Genomic DNA, 17,852 nt, shown 5'->3' with positions numbered 1-17,852 from the left:
TGCGCCAGAGCCCTCATGCTTCAGGATCTTCTATGCAACTTGACCACGCTACTGGCTGGGTCGCTGGCGTCACCCATTGCCCTTCCCCCAACTTCAACGCGCGCCCCGAGGGCGAAGCCATCAGCCTGCTGGTGATCCACAACATCAGCTTGCCGCCCGGGCAGTTCGGCACCGGCAAGGTGCAGGCGTTCTTCCAGAACCGCCTGCCCATCGCCGAGCATGCGTTTTTCGAGCAGATCAAGGACCTGCGTGTATCGGCGCACTTTCTGATCGAGCGTGACGGCAGGGTCACCCAGTTCGTCTCGTGCCTGGACCGGGCCTGGCATGCCGGGGTATCGCGCTTCGAGGGCCGCGAGGGCTGCAACGACTTTTCCGTGGGCATCGAACTCGAAGGCACCGATCAGACGCCGTTCACAGACGCCCAGTACACTGCCCTGCAACACTTGACCCTGCAACTGCAGGCTGCCTGGCCCATCGCGGGGCGAATCCGCGGCCACAGCGACATTGCGCCGGGGCGCAAGACCGACCCGGGGCCGGCGTTCGACTGGGAACGCTATCGCGCCAGCCTGCACGTCAACGAGGACAGATCATGAGTTTTCTGGTGTTACTGCTGGTGCTGTGGGTCGAGAAGTTCTCGGCGCTGCGCCAGCGCCTGCAACGCGACGGCTTTTTTCTCACCGAACTGGCCCGCCTGGAGCGCAGGCCCAAGGCCGACCCCTGGTGGGTGCTGGGCATTCTGGTGCTGTTGCCAGTAGTGGTACTGGCGCTGCTGCTGCACGTGCTCGACCCGGTCGCCTATGGCCTGCTGGCCCTGCCGGTGCACCTGCTGGTGCTGATCTACAGCCTGGGCCGGGGCGATGTGAAGGCGGCGCTGGGGCCGTTTCGCGATGCCTGGCGACGCGGCGATGAACAGGCGGCCGTGCACGTGGCCGAGCGCGACCTGGGGGTGACGGCCGACGACAGCCAGGGCCTGATCCAGAAGGTGCAGGGGCACCTGCTGTGGCAGGCCTACCAGAGCTTCTTTGCGGTGATCTTCTGGTATGTGCTGCTGGGCCCGGCTGCAGCGCTGGCTTACCGGCTGCTGGCGCTGACGGGCGAGCGGGCCGGCAACCCGGCGGTACAGGAACGCGCCCGGCAGTTGCGCCACGCCTTCGACTGGGCGCCGGTGCGGGTACTGGCCGCCAGTTTTGCACTGGTGGGCAACTTTGTGGCGGTCAGCCGCATGATGCTGCACGAGCTGCTCAACTGGCACATCGGCGCGCCGCGCCTGGTGGAGCAGGCGGGCACGGCAGCGGCGGAGATTCCCGCCGACGTCGAGGCCGGCCCGCAAGGCCTGGCCGGGCTCGACAGCCTGTGGGAACTGCTGCTGCGTGCCGCAGTGCTCTGGTACGCGGGCTTTGCCCTGTGGACCGTGCTCGGCTGACTCACAACGTGTAAACGGGCTGCCGCAACGGCGGCTCGTTCCTACAGGCCGCCGCTACTGGTGGTTAACCTTAAGTTACAAAACTTCCCTTCGATATGCGCTATACAGAGGCTGCTGACGATCGCCAGTGGCCTAGTGCTATTGCGCAGAAAACAATAAGAAATCGAAAGGAGACGACCCTTGAAGCGCCTCTTGTATCCGGCAATCGCATTGATGAACCGGCTGAGCTTCGGCATGAAGTTCAGCCTGATCAGCGTGCTGTTCTTTCTGCCCATGCTGGTCACCAATTTCTATCTGGTGCGCGACGCCTATGCCAAGTTCCACGCCACCCGTGTGGAGCTGCACAGCCTCGGCCTGCTGAGCGAGAGCCTGGCCGTGCGCGGTGATCTGGAGAGCCTGGGCAACCTGGTGCAGATCAACGCGGTGCTGGGGCAGTCCGGCAAGGCCGACGACCTGGAGGCGCGCATCGATGCGCTGGAACAGCAGGTGGCAAAGCGCGTGGCCGCGCTGGCCCCGATGACCGAGGACCCGGCCCAGGTGCAGGCCTTCACCGCCCGGCGCGACGAGTTGCTGGCAGGGCTCGAGGCGGCGCGAGCCGACTCCTCGCTGCAGACCCGTGCAGCCCTGTACGACGCCCTGCTGGCGCAGGCGCAGCTGCTTGGCAAGCTGGTGGTCAGCCAGTCGGGCCTTGGCCAGGACAGCGATGCCGGCGTGCGCCAGATGGGCGAGCTGCTGACCACGGTCACCGCCCAGGTCACCCAGACCCTGGGTGAAGGCCGCGCAATCGGGGCTTACTCGCTGGGCCAGGGGTTTCTCAACTCATCGGCCAGTACCCGTTTCGAAGAACTGCTCAAAAGCCTCGACAAGCTGTCGGCCGACTACGCCATTCGCCTGCAGGACGCCCTGGGCGACGAGCCGCGGCTGGCCAGCCAGGCCGCCAGCAGCCAGGCGTCGCTCAAGCAGGCCAGCGAGCTGCTCGAAGACCAGGTGGTGATGGCCGATACCCTCGATGCGCCGTGGCCGGCGTTCTACCAGCAGGTCAGCGGCCTGATCGAGCAGACCTACCTGCTCAATGGCGCCACCCTGCAGGTACTCGAACAGCAGTTGCAGGCGCGCCTGGGCGACTACCGCCAGCACATGGTGCTGCTGGTGCTGGCCCTGGCGGCGGTGTTCATGCTGATCGGCTACCTGTATGGCGGCTTCTATGCCTCCACCCGCAGCACCCTGCGTACCCTGGGCAAGGTGATGGACAAGGTGGCCGGGGGCGACATGACGGTGACCTTCCAGGCCCGCAGTCGCGACGAGCTGGGCGAGCTGGGCGAGGTGTTCAACACCACGGTGCGGCGCATCCATGACCTGATCGAGCGGGTCGGGCAGACGGTGGCCGAGGTGGAACACCAGGCCGAGCAGGTGCATGCGGTATCGGCGCGCAGCAACCAGGCGGTAAGCGGCCAGCGCGGGCAGATCGAGCAGGTGGCCACGGCCATGAACCAGATGTCGGCCACTGCCCAGGAAGTGGCGCGCAGCGCTGCGGCAGCCGTGAACAGCGCCCACGGGGTCAACCGCGAGACGGTCAGCGGGCGCGAGCTGGTGGAGTCGCAGCAGGGCAGCATTGCCGGGCTGGCGGCCGAAATCGACCAGTCGGTGGGGGTGATCAACCAGCTGGTCAGCGACAGCCAGCAGATCAGCCAGGTGCTGGAGGTGATCAAGAGCATCGCCGGGCAGACCAACCTGCTGGCGCTCAACGCCGCCATCGAGGCGGCGCGGGCCGGGGAGCAGGGGCGTGGCTTCGCGGTGGTGGCCGACGAGGTACGCACGCTGGCCAAGCGCACGCAGCAGTCGACCGAGGAAATCGACCAGATGATCTCACGCCTGCAGGGCGGGGTGGAGGCGGCGGTGCGGGCGATGGACAGCAGTCACCAGATGGCGGCGGGCACCGTGGGGCAGTCGCAGCAGGTGCAGCAGGCGCTGGTCAACATTCTGGGGGCGATGGGCAGCATCGTGGAGCAGAACCAGCAGATTGCGGCGGCGGTGGAGCAGCAGACGGCGGTGGCGCATGACATCGACCTGAACATCGTGCAGATCAATCGCGCGGCCGAGCACACCACCGAGGGCGCGCACCAGACCGAAGATGCGAGCCGGCAGCTGTCGGCGCAGGTGATGGAGTTGAAGCAGTTGATCGGGGCGTTCAGGGTCTGAGCGAGGGCTGGGCCCTTCGCCGGCAAGGCGCAGGGCCGGTATTACCAGCCAAACAGCTCGCAGGCATTGCGCGTGCTGGCCTCGGCCAGCACCTGGGGCGCAACCCCCATCACCTCAGCCAGTGCCACGGCAATCTGCGGCAGGTGCACAGGGCTGTTGCGCACCCCGGCGTACATCGCCGGGGCCATGTCCGGCGAGTCGGTCTCCAGCACCACGCCGTCCAGCCCCAGGCGCGGCAGCACCTTGCGCAGGCGCAGCGCCTGGGGCCAGGTGGCCGCACCGCCCAGCCCCAGCCTGAACCCGAGGCGGCGGTACTCGCGGGCCTCCTCGTAGCTGCCGGCAAACGCATGCACGATGCCGCCACGCGCCAGCTTGAAGCGCTTGAGCCGGGCGATCACGTCGGCATGGCTGCGCCGTACATGCAGCAGCGCCGGCAGGTCGAAGTCCACCGCCAGCTGCAACTGGGCCTCGAACAGCGCCTGCTGGCGCTCGCGGTCCAGCTCGGCCACGTAGTAGTCCAGGCCGAACTCGCCCACCGCGCACAACTGCCGGTCGCCACGCAGTCGGCTCAGCCAGTCGCCCAGCGCCAGCAGGTGTTCCGGGCGATGCTGTTCCAGGTACACCGGGTGCAGGCCGAACGCCGCATACAGCTGCGGATCGCTCTTGACCAGCTCCCATACCCGCTGCCAGTTGTCCTGGTACACCCCCAGCACCACCATGCGCTCGACCCCGGCGCGGCGCGCCTGCCCCAGCACTTCACTGCGGTCGGCATCGAAGTCGGGGAAGTCCAGGTGGGTGTGGGTGTCTACCAGGCGCATGGTCAGGCCTTGAAGAGGCGTTGCTTGAAGGTGCGCGCCACCGCGTGCACACCCGGCGTGTAGTGCTGCTTCTCCACCGCCTCCAGCGCCAGGCGCAGGGCGGTTTCGGCCATCAGGCCGTGCTGCTGGGCCATGGCGTTGACCGGCAGGGGCAGGAAGTCCAGCAACTGGTTGTCACCGAAGGTGCCCAGGTGCAGGCTGCGCGATGCTGGCGGGCGGGTCTGCAGCACATCGAACACGCCTTGCAGCAGTACATAGGAGGTGGTCACCAGTGCGTCGGGCAGGCGCCCCAGGTCGGCCAGCAGCTCGCTCATCAGGCGGCGCCCGCACTCGCGGCTGAAGGCTTCGCCCTGGTGCTGGCTGGCCCGTCCGTCGAAGCCTTGCAGGGCCTGGTCGAAACCACGTGCGCGAGCGCGGCTGACGCTCAGCTCCGGGCGTGCGCCAATCAGTGCGATATGCGCCGGGGCGCTGTCGAGCAGGCTGCGGGTCAGGTGCAGGCTGGCATGCTCGTCGTCGCTGACCACCGAGCAGAACTGCGCCGGGTCCAGGCTGCGGTCGATACCGATGATCGGCAGGCCGTTGGCCTGCAGCGTGCGGTAGCTGTCGTCGTCTTCGGGCAGGCAGCTGGCGACGAACAGAGCGTCGCAGCGCCGTGCGCGAAACAGCTGCTGCAACTGGCGCTCGCTGTCGGGCTGGTCGTCGCTGCTGGCGATCAGCAGCTGGTAGCCCTGGGCCCTTGCGCCTTGTTCCAGTTGCTTGGCGATGCGCGCATAGCTGGGGTTTTCCAGGTCTGGCAGGATGAAGCCAAGGGTGCGCGTGTGACGGCTGCGCAGCCCGGCCGCCTGCGGGTTGGGCGTGAAGCCATGGGCCTCGACCACCGCACGCACACGCTCTACCGTGCTGCTGCTGATGCGTTGCTGTTCGGCCTTGCCATTGATGACATAACTGGCAGTGGTAACGGACACACCGGCCAGACGGGCGATATCGCTGAGTTTCACCGAATTTTCCTTGTTATTACCGGGGTTGGCTGCAGAGCCTGACCGGGTATTGTCGCCGATTGCGAAGCATCGGCGCAGACGACCATTGTCGCAATTGTCCGACAAAATGGGGCTTTCATTGTTCGCAGGTTATCGAGTAACGTGCACGCTATTCTAGGTTAAACGATTCAGCAGGCGATTTTTCTGCCGTGGCCTTCGCCTGCGCCCGGCCCTGCGAAGTGTCGGGTGCTGCTAAATTCACAACAATACCTCGGCGCCGGCCCGGCGCTGCAAAGGAGAGGTTCATGCTCGAGCTCACCATAGAGCAGATTTCCATGGGCCAGTCGGCCGTGGACAAGACCGCCGCGCTGCAGCTGCTGGCCGAGCGCCTGGTGGCCGACGGGCTGGTGGCCGAGGGCTACCTGGCCGGGCTGCAGGCGCGTGAAGCCCAGGGCTCGACCTTTCTCGGCCAGGGCATCGCCATCCCCCACGGTACCCCGCAGACCCGCGAGCTGGTGCATGCCACCGGCGTGCGCCTGTTGCAGTTCCCCGAGGGCGTGGACTGGGGCGACGGGCAGATCGTGTACCTGGCCATCGGCATCGCCGCGCGCTCCGACGAGCACCTGCGCCTGCTGCAATTGCTCACCCGCGCGCTGGGCGAGACCGACCTGGCCCAGGCGCTGCGCCGGGCCGGCAGCGCCGAGGCGTTGCTCAAACTGCTGCAGGGGGCGCCGCAGGAGCTGGCACTGGATGCACAGATGATCGGCCTGGGTGTGCCCGCCGAGGATTTCGAAGAGCTGGTATGGCGTGGCGCCCGCCTGCTGCGCCGTGCCGATTGCGCCGGCAATGGCTTTGCCGCCGTGCTGCAGCAGGTCGAGGCGCTGCCCCTGGGCGATGGCCTGTGGTGGCTGCACAGCGAGCAGACCGTGCGCAAGCCGGGCCTGGCGTTCGTCACCCCGCAGCAGCCGCTGCGCTACCTGGGCCAGCCGCTCAACGGCCTGTTCTGCCTGGCCAGCCTGGGCGCGGCGCACCAGGCCCTGCTCGAACGTCTGTGTAGCCTGCTGATCGAAGGTCGGGCGCAGGAGCTGTTTCGCGCTACCAGCAGCCGTGCGGTGCTGGAGGTGCTGGGCGGCGAGCTGCCGGCCGACTGGCCCAGCGTTCGCGTCGGTCTGGCCAATGCCCACGGCCTGCATGCGCGCCCGGCCAAGGAGCTGGCGCAACTGGCCAAGGCCTTCGAGGGCGAGGTGCGCGTGCGCGTGGTCGACAGCGGCGAGGCCGCCGTGTCGGTCAAGAGCCTGAGCAAGTTGTTGAGCCTGGGCGCACGCCGTGGCCAGGTACTGGAGTTCATCGCCGAGCCGAGCGTGGCCGACAGCGCGCTGCCGGCGTTGCTGGCGGCGGTGCAGGCAGGTCTGGGCGAAGCGGTCGAGGCGCTGGCGCCGGTGAGCGAGGTAGCGGCGCCCCAGGTGCTCGAGCCTGTGCTGAGCGCGCCGCTGCCGGGCACGCAGGTCCAGGGCGTGGCCGCATCGCCGGGCATCGCCTGCGGCCCGGCGCATGTGCAGGTGCTGCGCCATTTCGACTACCCGCTGCGGGGCGAGTCGCCGGTGATCGAGCGCGACCGCCTGCAACGTGCCCTGGCCGCCGTGGCCAGTGAGCTCGAAGCGCTGATCCGGCGCAGCCCGGCCAAGGCCATCCGCGAGATCTTCGTCACTCACCAGGAAATGCTCAGCGACCCGGGGCTGGGCGATGAAGTCGAGCTGCGCCTGCTCCAGGGCGAAAGCGCCCCAGCGGCCTGGATGACCGTGATCGAGGCCGCAGCGCGGCAGCAGGAGGCCTTGCAAGACGTCCTGCTGGCCGAACGCGCCGCCGACCTGCGCGACGTGGGCCGCCGTGTGCTGGCCACCCTGTGCGGGGCCGCCGAGGTGGCGGACCCGCAACAGCCGTATGTGTTGGTGATGGACGAAGTCGGCCCGTCCGATGTGGCGCGCCTCGATCCGGCGCGGGTGGCCGGGATTCTCACCGCACGGGGTGGCGCCACCGCGCACAGCGCGATCGTGGCGCGGGCATTGGGCATCCCGGCGGTGGTGGGGGCCGGCGCGGCGGTGCTGCTGATCGCCGCCGGCACCGAGCTGTTGCTGGACGGCCAGCGTGGGCGCCTGACCGTGGCCCCGGCGGCGGACGAGCTGCAGCGCGCCCTGGCCGAGCGCGAGCAGCGCGAACAGCGCCTGCAGGCGGCCCGGGCGCGTCGCCTGGAACCTGCCGTGACCCGCGACGGGCATGCCGTGGAAGTGTTCGCCAACATCGGTGAAAGCGCGGGTATCGAACAGGTGATCGACCTGGGCGCGGAAGGCATCGGCCTGCTGCGCACCGAGCTGATCTTCATGGCCCATCCACAGGTGCCCGACGAGGCCACCCAGGAAGCCGAGTACCGCCGTGTGCTCGACGGCCTGCAGGGCCGGCCGCTGGTGGTGCGCACCCTGGATGTGGGCGGCGACAAGCCGTTGCCCTACTGGCCCATCGCCAAGGAGGAAAACCCGTTTCTGGGGGTACGCGGCATTCGCCTGACCCTGCAACGGCCGCAGGTCATGGAAAGCCAGTTGCGCGCCCTGTTGCGCGCGGCGGGCGAGCGACCGCTGCGCATCATGTTCCCGATGGTCGGGCAGGTGGAGGAGTGGCGCCAGGCCCGAGCAATGGTCGAGCGCCTGCGCCAGGAGATACCGGTCGGCGACCTGCAGGTGGGCATCATGATCGAGGTGCCTTCGGCCGCGCTGCTGGCACCGGTGCTGGCGCCGGAGGTGGACTTCTTCAGTGTAGGCACCAACGACCTGACCCAGTACACCCTGGCCATCGACCGCGGCCACCCGAGCCTGTCGGCCCAGGCCGATGGCCTGCACCCAGCGGTGCTGCAGCTGATCGACATCACCGTGCGCGCCGCGCATGCCCACGGCAAGTGGGTGGGCATCTGCGGGGAACTGGCCGCCGACCCTCAGGCGGTGGCGGTGCTGGTGGGGCTGGGCGTGGATGAACTGAGCGTGGCGGCGCGCAGCATTGCCGAGGTCAAGGCGGTGGTGCGCGAACTGAATTTTGAACAGGCCCGGCAACTGGCGCGTGATGCGCTGGTGCAGGGCAGTGCCGCCGATGTGCGCGCACGGGTGGAGATGCATTGATGGCACGGATACTCACACTGACCCTCAACCCGGCGCTGGACCTCACCGTCAGCCTCGCCACCCTGCAGCCCGGCGCGGTCAACCGCAGCCACGCGCAGCACAGCCACGCGGCGGGCAAGGGCCTGAACGTGGCGCAGGTGCTGGCCGACCTGGGGCATTCGGTGACGGTGGGCGGCTTCCTGGGCCAGGACAACCTGCAGCCCTTCGAGGCCCTGATGGCCCGTCGCGGCTTTGCCGATTGCTTCGTGCGGGTGCCCGGCGAAACCCGCAGCAACCTCAAGCTGGTGGAGGGCGATGGCCGGGTCACCGATATCAACGGCGTGGGCCCGCAGGTCGACGAAAACGCCCAGGGCGAGCTGCTGGCACGCCTGCAGCACCTGGCCAGCGGGTATGACGCGGTGGTGGTGGCCGGCAGCCTGCCGCCGGGTGTGAGCCCGCAGTGGCTGCAGATGCTGCTGGCGTGGTTCAAGTCGCTGGGCCTGAAGGTGATCCTGGACAGCAGTGGTGCGGCCTTGATCGCCGGGCTCAAGAGCGCGCCGTGGCTGGTCAAGCCCAATACCGACGAACTGGCCGAAGCGCTGGGCCGCCCGCTGCACAGCATTGCCGAGCAGCAGGCCGCTGCCCGCCAGTTGATCGACCAGGGCGTCGAGCATGTGGTGGTGTCCCAGGGCGAGCAGGGGGTGATCTGGTTCCGGCGCGACGGCGCCCTGCAGGCGCTGCCGCCCCAGGTGATGGTGGCCAGCACGGTGGGCGCGGGCGATTCGTTGCTGGCCGGCATGCTGCACGGCCTGCTCAGTGCCGAGCCTGCCGCGCAGACCTTGCGCCGCGCCACCGCGATTGCCGCCCAGGCCGTGACCCAGATCGGCTTCGGCATCGGCGACCGCGTGCAACTGGCGCAGCTCGCAGATGCCGTCCGGGTGCAGATTCCCCACGCTCGACAAGAGGGTGAACAATGAAGATCGCCATCGTCACCGCCTGCCCCAACGGCCAGGTGTCCAGCCTGCTCAGCGCTCGCCTGCTGGATGCGGCCGCGCAGCGCCAGGGCTGGAGCACCAGTGTCGAGGTGCACGACCCCGACCATCCCGAGCGCCAGCTTTCGCCGGCAGTGATCGCCGCCGCCGACTGGGTGCTGGTGATCAGCACCGGCCCGTTCGACCTGCAGCGCTTTGCCGGCAAGCGCCTGTTCCAGAGCACCCCGGCCCAGGCCCTGCAGGATGTGGAGAGCTTTCTGCGCCTGGCCGCCGAACAGGCCCAGGTGCATCACCCCGAAGCCATGGCGCCTGCGCCGGCCGCAGCGGGGGCGGTGAAGAAGATCGTTGCGGTCACTGCCTGCCCCACCGGGGTGGCGCACACCTTCATGGCCGCCGAAGCCTTGCAGCAGGCGGCCCGGCAACTGGGTTATCAACTGGCCGTCGAAACCCAGGGCTCGGTGGGGGCACGCACCCCGCTGAGCGCCGCGGCCATCGCCGAAGCCGACGTGGTACTGCTGGCCGCCGATATCGAAGTGCCCACCGAGCGCTTCGCCGGCAAGCGCATCTACCGTTGTGGCACCGGCGTGGCCCTCAAGCAGGCCCAGGCCACCTTGAACAAGGCGCTGGCCGAAGGTCGCGAAGAGCGTGCCGCCGGCAACGCCGGCGCCGCACCTGCACGCAGTGAAAGGGCCGGGGTGTACAAGCACCTGCTGACCGGGGTGTCGTTCATGTTGCCGATGGTGGTGGCAGGCGGGTTGCTGATCGCCCTGGCATACATGTTCGGGCTCGATGCCTACAAGGAGCCGGGCACCCTGGCCGCCGCCCTGCGCCAGATCGGCGAAGACGCCGCATTCAAGCTGATGGTGCCGCTGCTGGCCGGCTACATCGCGTATTCGATTGCCGACCGCCCGGGCCTGGCGCCGGGCATGATCGGCGGGCTGCTCGCCAGTTCGCTGGGCGCCGGCTTCATCGGCGGCATCGTCGCAGGCTTCGTGGCCGGCTACGCGGCCAAGGCGATCAGCCACTGGGTCCGCCTGCCCAGCAGCCTGGAGAGTCTCAAGCCGATCCTTATCATCCCGCTGCTGGCCAGCCTGTTCACCGGCCTGGTGATGATCTACGTGGTGGGCAAGCCGGTGGCCGGCATGCTCGATGGCCTGACGCATTTTCTCGACAGCATGGGCACTGCCAACGCGGTGCTGCTGGGCATACTGCTCGGCGCCATGATGTGCGTGGACCTGGGCGGGCCGGTGAACAAGGCCGCCTATGCCTTCTCGGTGGGCCTGCTGGCCAACCAGAGCATGGCGCCGATGGCCGCGACCATGGCCGCCGGCATGGTACCGCCGATCGGCCTGGGCATCGCCACCTTCCTGGCGCGACGCAAGTTCGCCCAGAGCGAGCGCGAGGCCGGCAAGGCGGCGCTGGTGCTGGGCATGTGCTTCATTTCGGAGGGGGCGATCCCGTTCGCGGCCAAGGACCCGCTGCGGGTGATCCCCGCCAGCGTGGTCGGCGGTGCACTGGCCGGCGCGCTGTCGATGTATTTCGGTTGCAAGCTGATGTCGCCCCACGGCGGGCTGTTCGTGATGCTGATTCCCAACGCGATCAACCACGCCCTGCTGTACCTGCTGGCCATCGCCGCCGGCAGCCTGCTGACCGCTGTGGTGTACGCGGTGCTCAAGCGCAGGGACGTGGCCGAGCTGGCACTGGAGCCGGCCAAGGCCTGATCAGGGGCGTGGGCGCGGGTGCTTCTTGCGCAGCGGTTCGAGCAGGTCGGCCAGGCCGTTGTGGTCGACCTCGTGCATCAGCGCCAGCAGCCCGCCCAGTTCGCCCTTGGGAAAGCCCTGGCGGGCGAACCAGTTGAGGTAGTGGCCGGGCAGGTCGGCGATCAGCCGGCCCTGGTACTTGCCATAGGGCATTTCGCGGGTGACCAGCAGTTCGAGTGTCTCGGGAGTCATGGGCTCGGCGCAGCAGTGCAGGAAAGGCCCCGACAATACATGCAATCTGCACGAGACCAAAGGTCCGTTCATGCAAAACGCTGCTTGGGGAAGGTTCAAAATTTTTATAAGTTGTTGATTTTAAAAGATTTAATTTTTACAGAAAAGCTGGCATGAACACTGCTCCTGTACTACGCAACCACCCTCATGCAAAGGAGCACTGTCATGACCAACGTGAACAAAGACGTTATTTCGGTTCTGAACAACCTCATCGAGTACAGCAAGGATGGCGAGAAGGGCTTCAAGACTTCTGCCGAGGATGCCAAGAACCCGGACCTGAAGGCGTTCTTCCTGCAGCGTGAAGGCGAATGCCGTAGCGCCGCCGCAGATCTGCAGCAGCACGTGCGTTCCCTGGGCGGCGACCCGGAAACCACCACCAGCCTCAGCGGTGACATGCACCGCGCCTGGGTCAACCTCAAGTCTTCGCTGACCAGCAACGACGACAAGGCGGTGCTGGAAGAAGTGGAGCGCGGTGAAGACCACGCCCTCAAAGCCTACAAGGATGCCCTGGAAAAACTGGCCAAGCTGAATGTACCGGCAAGTGACCCGGCATATGCCCTGGTCGAGCGCCAGTACCATGGCGTGCAGCGCAACCATGACCAGGTCAAGGTGCTGCGCGACGCGGCCCGCGCACGTTCCTAACCGGCGTACACCTCTACCCGGTTGCGCCCGTTGCGCTTGGCGCAATACAGCGCATCGTCCGCACAGCCCAGCAAGGTCGAAAGATCCTGCTGGGCTTCTGGCGTCTGCAGGCCCACGCCAATGCTGACGGTCACCGGGTGCTGGTCGTCGCCGAACGGCGGCAGTGCCTCGACGCTGCTGCGGATACGTTCGGCCAGGGTCAGCACGCCGTTGAGGTCGGTCTCGGGCACGATCACCAGAAATTCCTCCCCACCATATCGTGCGGCCAGGTCCGCCGGGCGGCGGATGCTGTGCGCGATCGTCGTCGCCACCTGGCGTAGCGCTTCGTCCCCGCCCTGGTGACCGTGGCGTTCATTGAACGCCTTGAAGTGGTCCACATCCACCATCAGTACCGCCAGCGGGCGCTGGCTGCGCTGGGCACGTGCCCATTCGCGGCGCAGTACCTGGTCGAGCTGACGACGGTTGGCCAGCCCCGTGAGGCTGTCGGTGGCTGCCAGTTCGGCCAGGCCCTGCTCGGCGCTGTGGCGCCTGCGCAATTCGCGCCCCAGCAGCAACGACAGCCAGAGGATGCCGATGCACAACAGGCCGGTAGCGATACTGACCACCAGTGCGGTACGCCGCCACGAGCCATAGACCTCGTCGGTGGACAAGGCCACCACCACCAGCAGCGGCAGGTCGTCCACCCGTGAAAAGGTGTACAGGCGATGCTTGCCGTCCAGGCTCGAACGCGCGGTGAAGCTGCCGTTGCCCTGGGCCATTGCGCGCTTGAAGTTGGGTTGCTCGGACAGGTCGGCGCCGATCAGCGGGTCGCTGGGCAGCGAAGGGTGGCGGGCGAGCATCACGCCGTCGCTGTTGAACAGGTTGACGCTGCTGTCGCGGCCGATGTCCAGGCGCTGGAACAGCTCGCTGAAGTAGGCCAGGCGCAGGGCGCCTGACGCGATACCGGCGAAGGCCCCATCGGCATCGTTGATGCGCCGGCTGAAACTGATGCACCAGTCCAGCTCGCCCAGGCGTGCCTTGAATGGCGGGCTGATGACCAGGCCCAGGCCGGGGTTGTCGCGATGGGCCTGGAACACCTTGCTATCGGCAAAGTTGGCGCTGCGTGGCACCACGCTGGTGGAGTCGGCCGCCACGTTGCCGTTGCGGTCCAGCCACAGGATGTCGCCGCGTAACGGCACGGTGAAGGCCTGGTTGAACAGCAGTTGCTGGCGCAGCGGCGCGGCCACGCTGGCCAGCTCAGGGCGCTGGATGGCCCAGATCAGTCCGTGCAGCGACAGGTCGTAGAGCTCGACGTTGCGCACGATGTCGGTGTCGATCAACTGCACGATATTGCTGGCCGAGCGTGCGGCCGCCTGGCCCACGTTGGCTTTTTCGCGTACCAGCAGGAAGGTCACGATGGTGATGATGGCCAGAACCGCCAGGCAACTGCCCAGGTTAAGGATCAACTCCGGATGAGTCCTGTACAGGGTCGGGCGCTGGGGCGGAAGGCGCGAAGGCATGATGGAGGTGATTCGTACCGCTGTCGTTGAAAGGGCAGGTGCGAGGCGGCGGTATTCTAGGCGGGTGCAGATTGTCGGACAAGCTGTTGCTGGTGCCGATTGATGTACGGCATCTTGGGGCTATTTGCAGGAAAAGAGCCTGCATCCTGCAAGCTCTTTGGCGCATGGCGGTGGGATCAGAAGACGTTGAGCGGGTATTCGACGATCACGCGGTATTCGTCCACATCGTTGTCGACCTGGGCGTAGCCCTGGCTGCCACGGTGCGAGGCCCAGCGCAGCAGCACGCTGAGGTCCTTGAGGGAACCTTGCTGGAAAACGTAGGCCAGGTCCATGTCGCGTTCCCAGTGACGGGCATTGTCGCCGTCGGCGCTGTACCAGTTGCTGTAGCCGGCGCTGGCCGGGTCGACCTTGCTCAGGTCCAGCTTGCCGCGCGAGTACGACACGGCGGTGGTCAGGCCGGGCATGCCGACGCCGGCGAAGTCATAGGCGTACTTGAGTTTCCACGAACGCTCGCCAGGCCCGTTGAAGTCCGAGTACATCTGCGAGTTGTCCAGGTACACGCTGTCGCCCAGGGTGATGTAGTCGAACGGCGTGTTGCCGTTGACCCGCTGGTACACCGCAGTGACGGTGTGGTTACCCACGCCGAGCGCCAGGTGCAGGCTGTAGGTGTTGTTGTCGATGCTGCCCAGCAGCGCATCGCCGGTGTCCTGGGTGTGGTAGTAGTGCAGGCCGGGGTTGAGGCTGACGCCGTCGGCGAGCTGCCAGGTGTAGTCCAGGTCCAGGTAGTACTGGTTCCACACGTCCTTGAGTTCGGCGGCGTACAGGCTGCTGGTAAAACCTTCGACCGGTGCCCAGGCTGCGCCGGCCCAGTTCAGGTGACGGCTTTCGCGGTCATCTGGCAGGTTGCCGTAGGTAGCGCCGATGCGCTTGTGGCCGCTCTGGTTGTAGAGCTTGGTGAAGCTGGCCTGGCCGCCTTCCAGTTGCAGCCCGTCGATGCTGTTGTTGGTCAGGCTGACGCCGCGGAAGGTCTGCGGCAGCATGCGCGTCTCGCCACCGGCGATCACCGGGTTGGTCAGGAACAGGTCGCCGGCACGCAGTACGGTGTCGAAGGCCTTGAGCTTGATGGCAGCGCCGGCATTGGAGAACGAATCCGGGGCCTTGCCCAGTTCGCCATCGTCCTTGTAGTGGTAGGGCAGGATGCTCGAACCCGCCGTGCCGCCACCGCCGTCCAGCTTGAGGCCGAGCATGGCATGGGCATCCAGACCAAAGCCCACGGTGCCCTGGGTGAACCCGGACTCGAACTTGCCGATGAAGCCCTGGCCCCATTCACGGTTGTCGTGGTTGCCGCGCTGCAGCTGGTTGCGGTTGAGGTAGTAGTTGCGGCTGAGCACGTCGAGGTGCGCACCTTCGACGAAGCCTTCGGCCTCGTCGGCCTGGGCGTGCAGGGGCATCGTTGCAGCCAGCGCAACGAACAGCGGGGTCAAGCGAAACGCGTGGATCACCGGTGTGGACTCCTTGAGGTGAGGGATGCAGCTTTTTATTGTGCGAAGCGGTGTTTTCTTGTGAGGACACATCTCTGGCCGCAGAACCTTTTGTCCAGGCCAAAAAAAAGCCGCTGATAGCAGCGGCTTTGAAAGACGGCCACGCAGGCGAACACGTCGCCAGCGCAGCAGTCGAGGGAATAGGAGAGAGGCAGAGGCAGCGTATCAGCTGTCTTTGTCGGCACTCGCAGAACCTTTGGACGCGGTCTGCTCCAGGTTTTTGGCGTGGTCCTGCTGCTGGGCGAGGGCTTCGCGGCCTTGCTGCGCGGCAGCGGCGCGGGCGGCGTACTGCGCCACGAAAGCAGGGGACTCCTCGGCCATGGCCAGGGGCGAGAGCAATACGGACGACAGGACGAAAATACTGGCAATACCCATACTGTTGGACATTTGAAGCTACCTTCTTGCATAGCAAGCTATCTATTTGGTGTGGGTACGATAGTCCTCGGTGGGGGCTTGAAACAGAGGGGATTGGGCAATGCACTGTTGCATTTCGGGTAACAGTCGAGCGCAGCGTTTGGCCCATCGCGGGTCAAGCCCGCTCCCACAGGGTGTTCGCTGGCCCTTGTGGGAGCGGGCTTGACCCGCGATGGGGGCTTCAGGCCGGCAACAGAATCCCGAAGGTATTGGCCCCCGCCTGGCTGCGGGCAAACACGCTGCCGCCATGCATCAGCGCAATCGCCTTGACGATCGCCAGCCCCAGCCCATGGTTGCCCACGGCGCTGTTGCTGCGCGCGGCATCCACCCGGTAGAAGCGCTCGAACAGGCGAGGCAGGTGCACGGCCTCGATGGCCGGGCCCGGGTTGCTCACGGCAATGCATACCTGCTCGCCCTGACGCTCGATATGCACCTGGATCACCTGCTGGCGGGCCGTGTGCTGCACCGCATTGTTGAGCAGGTTGATCAGCGCCCGGCGCAACTGCGCTTTCTCGATGCGCGCCCGTGCATCGCCGCTGACCTGCACCCGTACCTGGGCGTCCTCGAGGATGTAGTCCAGGTAGTCCAGGGTGGTCGCCACTTCCTCGGCCAGCGAGCTGCTGGTCAGCGCTGTGGCCTTGTTGCCCTGGTCGGCACTGGCCAGGAACAGCATGTCGTTGACGATGCTGCGCAGCCGCTCCAGTTCCTCCAGGTTCGATTGCAATACCTCGAAGTAATGTTCGGCGCTGCGACCGCGGGTCAGCGCCACCTGGGTCTGGCCGATCAGGTTGGTCAGGGGCGAGCGCAGCTCATGGGCCACGTCGGCATTGAACCCCTCCAGGCGTGAATAGGCCTGCTCGACCCGCTCCAGGGTGGCATTGAAGGTGCCGGCGAACTGTTGCAGCTCTGGCGGCAGGTCGGCCGCATACAGGCGTGCGCTCAGGTGCGGTGGCGCCAGTTGCTGGGCCTCGGCCGACAGCGCCCGCAGCGGGCGCAGGCCGATGCGGGCAGCCCAGTAGCCCAGGGCCGAGGCCAGCAGCACGCCGATCACCGCCAGGCTGATCAATGCCCCCAGCAGGGTGTGCTGGGTGTGCCAGAAGGTTTCGGTATCGATGCCGAGCAGAAAGCGCAGGGCAGGGCGCCGGTCCAGCGCCGGCAGCTCGCTCACCAGCACCTTGTACGGGTACGGCCGCCCCTCCAGCTGCAGGTCGCGCATGCCCAGCGGGCCGGCGGCAAAGTCGCGTAGCGCGGCGTCGGGCTGGCCGTACTCGTAGTGCGCGTCGCCACTCACCACCCAGAAGCGGATACGCCGGTCTTCCTCGCCCAGCAGGTTGAGCTTGTTGGTGATCTTGGCCCAGTGCTCCCGGGTGCCATAGCGGGTCAGCGCCGATTCCAGCACGCTGTAGCGGGCGTCCAGTTCGGCCTCCGGCAGCAGGTCGAGGCTGCGGTCGACCTGTTTGTACAGGGCACCGCCGATCAGCAGGAACACGCCCAGCGCCACCAGGCTGAACAGCAGGCTCAGGCGCAGGGCGATGGAGTTAGTGCGCACGGCTTTCCAGTACATAGCCCATGCCTCGGATGGTGTGCAGCAGCTTGGTCTCGAACGGGCCGTCGAGCTTGGCGCGCAGGCGCTTGATGGCGACTTCCACCACGTTGGCGTCGCTGTCGAAGTTGATGTCCCACACCAGCTCGGCAATCGCGGTCTTGGACAGGATCTCGCCCTGGCGGCGCGCCAGCACGCTGAGCAGCGAGAACTCCTTGGCGGTCAGTTCCAGGCGCTGGCCGGCGCGGCTGGCCTTGCGGCTGATCAGGTCCACCCACAGGTCCGCGACCTGGATCTGCACCGGCTCGTGCCCGCCGCTGCGGCGGGTCAGCGCCTGCAGGCGCGCCACCAGTTCGAGGAACGAGAACGGCTTGCCCAGGTAGTCGTCGGCGCCTTCGCGCAGGCCGCGGATGCGGTCTTCGACGCGCTCGCGGGCGGTGAGCATGATCACCGGGGTCTGCTTGCGTGCACGCAGGGCGCGCAGTACGCCGTAGCCATCCAGGCCCGGCAGCATCACGTCGAGCACGATCACCGAGTAGTCGCCCTCGAGGGCCAGGTGCAGGCCCTCGATGCCGTCCGGGGCGAGGTCCACGGTAAAGCCTTGTTCGGTGAGGCCGCGATGCAGGTAGTCGGCGGTCTTCTGTTCGTCTTCGATAATCAGCACGCGCAT

General features: G+C 67.0%; 15 protein-coding genes. 7 read left to right on the top strand and 8 right to left on the bottom strand.

Translation table 11 applies throughout. From position 1 onward, the window contains the following. Nucleotides 1-32: 32 nt before the first annotated feature. The 3 genes from ampD to ACPRTJ_RS05910 all read left to right on the top strand — a co-directional run bounded on the left by ampD (nt 33) and on the right by ACPRTJ_RS05910 (nt 3,622). Nucleotides 33-593 carry a 1,6-anhydro-N-acetylmuramyl-L-alanine amidase AmpD gene (gene ampD, locus ACPRTJ_RS05920; protein ID WP_043864381.1) on the top strand — a complete coding sequence of 187 codons (561 nt, stop codon included), beginning with the start codon at nt 33-35 and terminating at the stop codon, nt 591-593. Next, nucleotides 590-1,423, top strand: coding sequence for a regulatory signaling modulator protein AmpE (gene ampE / locus ACPRTJ_RS05915; RefSeq protein WP_254997828.1), 834 nt, complete (start codon nt 590-592; stop codon nt 1,421-1,423). The genes ampD and ampE overlap by 4 nt, the downstream gene beginning before the upstream one ends. Before the next feature lie 180 nt (nt 1,424-1,603). Then, nucleotides 1,604-3,622: a methyl-accepting chemotaxis protein gene (locus ACPRTJ_RS05910; RefSeq protein WP_054916280.1), complete on the top strand. Its 2,019-nt coding sequence runs from the start codon at nt 1,604-1,606 to the stop codon at nt 3,620-3,622. A gap of 41 nt (nt 3,623-3,663) precedes the next feature. Here ACPRTJ_RS05910 and ACPRTJ_RS05905 read toward each other — a convergent pair whose 3' ends face one another. Beyond that, nucleotides 3,664-4,440, bottom strand: a complete 777-nt coding sequence (locus ACPRTJ_RS05905; protein ID WP_054916281.1) for a TatD family hydrolase — start codon at nt 4,438-4,440, stop codon at nt 3,664-3,666. 2 nt (nt 4,441-4,442) lie between these two features. Then, the gene (gene cra, locus ACPRTJ_RS05900; RefSeq protein ID WP_054916282.1) at nt 4,443-5,438 is read right to left on the bottom strand and encodes a catabolite repressor/activator; all 996 of its coding nucleotides are present in this window, start codon (nt 5,436-5,438) and stop codon (nt 4,443-4,445) included. Nucleotides 5,439-5,722: 284 nt separating this feature from the next. Between cra and ptsP the strand changes: the two genes are divergently transcribed. From ptsP to ACPRTJ_RS05885, 3 genes are read left to right on the top strand one after another with little or no spacing between them, the layout of a single operon-like run. Further along, nucleotides 5,723-8,581: a phosphoenolpyruvate--protein phosphotransferase gene (ptsP, locus tag ACPRTJ_RS05895; RefSeq protein WP_426428353.1), complete on the top strand. Its 2,859-nt coding sequence runs from the start codon at nt 5,723-5,725 to the stop codon at nt 8,579-8,581. After that, the gene (pfkB, locus tag ACPRTJ_RS05890; RefSeq protein WP_426428351.1) at nt 8,581-9,537 is read left to right on the top strand and encodes a 1-phosphofructokinase; all 957 of its coding nucleotides are present in this window, start codon (nt 8,581-8,583) and stop codon (nt 9,535-9,537) included. The genes ptsP and pfkB overlap by 1 nt, the downstream gene beginning before the upstream one ends. After that, complete coding sequence (locus ACPRTJ_RS05885; protein ID WP_426428349.1) at nt 9,534-11,273, top strand: PTS fructose-like transporter subunit IIB; 1,740 nt, start codon at nt 9,534-9,536, stop codon at nt 11,271-11,273. Before pfkB ends, ACPRTJ_RS05885 begins: the two co-directional genes overlap by 4 nt. On the opposite strand, the gene ACPRTJ_RS05880 is transcribed toward ACPRTJ_RS05885, so the two are convergent. After that, nucleotides 11,274-11,504, bottom strand: coding sequence for a DUF3820 family protein (locus ACPRTJ_RS05880; RefSeq protein ID WP_043864478.1), 231 nt, complete (start codon nt 11,502-11,504; stop codon nt 11,274-11,276). A gap of 204 nt (nt 11,505-11,708) precedes the next feature. On the opposite strand from ACPRTJ_RS05880, the gene ACPRTJ_RS05875 reads away from it, so the two are divergent. After that, nucleotides 11,709-12,185, top strand: coding sequence for a PA2169 family four-helix-bundle protein (locus ACPRTJ_RS05875; protein ID WP_043864389.1), 477 nt, complete (start codon nt 11,709-11,711; stop codon nt 12,183-12,185). On the opposite strand, the gene ACPRTJ_RS05870 is transcribed toward ACPRTJ_RS05875, so the two are convergent. The 5 genes from ACPRTJ_RS05870 to ACPRTJ_RS05850 all read right to left on the bottom strand — a co-directional run bounded on the left by ACPRTJ_RS05870 (nt 12,182) and on the right by ACPRTJ_RS05850 (nt 17,852). Then, entirely contained in the window at nt 12,182-13,684 is a 1,503-nt protein-coding gene (locus ACPRTJ_RS05870; protein WP_058541380.1) for a GGDEF domain-containing protein, read from the bottom strand. The genes ACPRTJ_RS05875 and ACPRTJ_RS05870 overlap by 4 nt on opposite strands. Nucleotides 13,685-13,860: 176 nt before the next feature. Beyond that, nucleotides 13,861-15,135: an OprD family porin gene (locus ACPRTJ_RS05865; RefSeq protein WP_231390716.1), complete on the bottom strand. Its 1,275-nt coding sequence runs from the start codon at nt 15,133-15,135 to the stop codon at nt 13,861-13,863. A 255-nt stretch (nt 15,136-15,390) separates the two neighbouring features. Next, the gene (locus tag ACPRTJ_RS05860) at nt 15,391-15,612 is read right to left on the bottom strand and encodes a hypothetical protein (RefSeq protein WP_043864392.1); all 222 of its coding nucleotides are present in this window, start codon (nt 15,610-15,612) and stop codon (nt 15,391-15,393) included. A gap of 208 nt (nt 15,613-15,820) precedes the next feature. Next, complete coding sequence (locus tag ACPRTJ_RS05855; RefSeq protein ID WP_100632998.1) at nt 15,821-17,203, bottom strand: heavy metal sensor histidine kinase; 1,383 nt, start codon at nt 17,201-17,203, stop codon at nt 15,821-15,823. Then, nucleotides 17,178-17,852 (bottom strand): heavy metal response regulator transcription factor, encoded by a 675-nt coding sequence (locus ACPRTJ_RS05850; protein ID WP_043864394.1) that lies wholly within the window; start codon nt 17,850-17,852, stop codon nt 17,178-17,180. Before ACPRTJ_RS05850 ends, ACPRTJ_RS05855 begins: the two co-directional genes overlap by 26 nt.

The organism is Pseudomonas palmensis, assembly GCF_049942755.1.
Lineage (GTDB): Bacteria > Pseudomonadota > Gammaproteobacteria > Pseudomonadales > Pseudomonadaceae > Aquipseudomonas > Aquipseudomonas palmensis.
The sequence above is the reverse complement of the archived record's forward strand: the minus strand, read 5'-3'. Positions and strand labels throughout refer to the sequence as shown.

Bases quoted from the DNA above. Each gene is read 5' to 3' on its own strand.
- ampD (WP_043864381.1), top strand. From the start codon at position 33: ATGCAACTTGACCACGCTACTGGCTGGGTCGCTGGCGTCACCCATTGC.
- ampE (WP_254997828.1), top strand. From the start codon at position 590: ATGAGTTTTCTGGTGTTACTGCTGGTGCTGTGGGTCGAGAAGTTCTCG.
- ACPRTJ_RS05905 (WP_054916281.1), bottom strand. From the start codon at position 4,440: ATGCGCCTGGTAGACACCCACACCCACCTGGACTTCCCCGACTTCGAT.
- ptsP (WP_426428353.1), top strand. From the start codon at position 5,723: ATGCTCGAGCTCACCATAGAGCAGATTTCCATGGGCCAGTCGGCCGTG.
- pfkB (WP_426428351.1), top strand. From the start codon at position 8,581: ATGGCACGGATACTCACACTGACCCTCAACCCGGCGCTGGACCTCACC.
- ACPRTJ_RS05885 (WP_426428349.1), top strand. From the start codon at position 9,534: ATGAAGATCGCCATCGTCACCGCCTGCCCCAACGGCCAGGTGTCCAGC.
- ACPRTJ_RS05880 (WP_043864478.1), bottom strand. From the start codon at position 11,504: ATGACTCCCGAGACACTCGAACTGCTGGTCACCCGCGAAATGCCCTAT.
- ACPRTJ_RS05875 (WP_043864389.1), top strand. From the start codon at position 11,709: ATGACCAACGTGAACAAAGACGTTATTTCGGTTCTGAACAACCTCATC.
- ACPRTJ_RS05870 (WP_058541380.1), bottom strand. From the start codon at position 13,684: ATGCCTTCGCGCCTTCCGCCCCAGCGCCCGACCCTGTACAGGACTCAT.
- ACPRTJ_RS05865 (WP_231390716.1), bottom strand. From the start codon at position 15,135: ATGCCCCTGCACGCCCAGGCCGACGAGGCCGAAGGCTTCGTCGAAGGT.
- ACPRTJ_RS05860 (WP_043864392.1), bottom strand. From the start codon at position 15,612: ATGTCCAACAGTATGGGTATTGCCAGTATTTTCGTCCTGTCGTCCGTA.
- ACPRTJ_RS05855 (WP_100632998.1), bottom strand. From the start codon at position 17,203: ATGTACTGGAAAGCCGTGCGCACTAACTCCATCGCCCTGCGCCTGAGC.
- ACPRTJ_RS05850 (WP_043864394.1), bottom strand. From the start codon at position 17,852: ATGCGCGTGCTGATTATCGAAGACGAACAGAAGACCGCCGACTACCTG.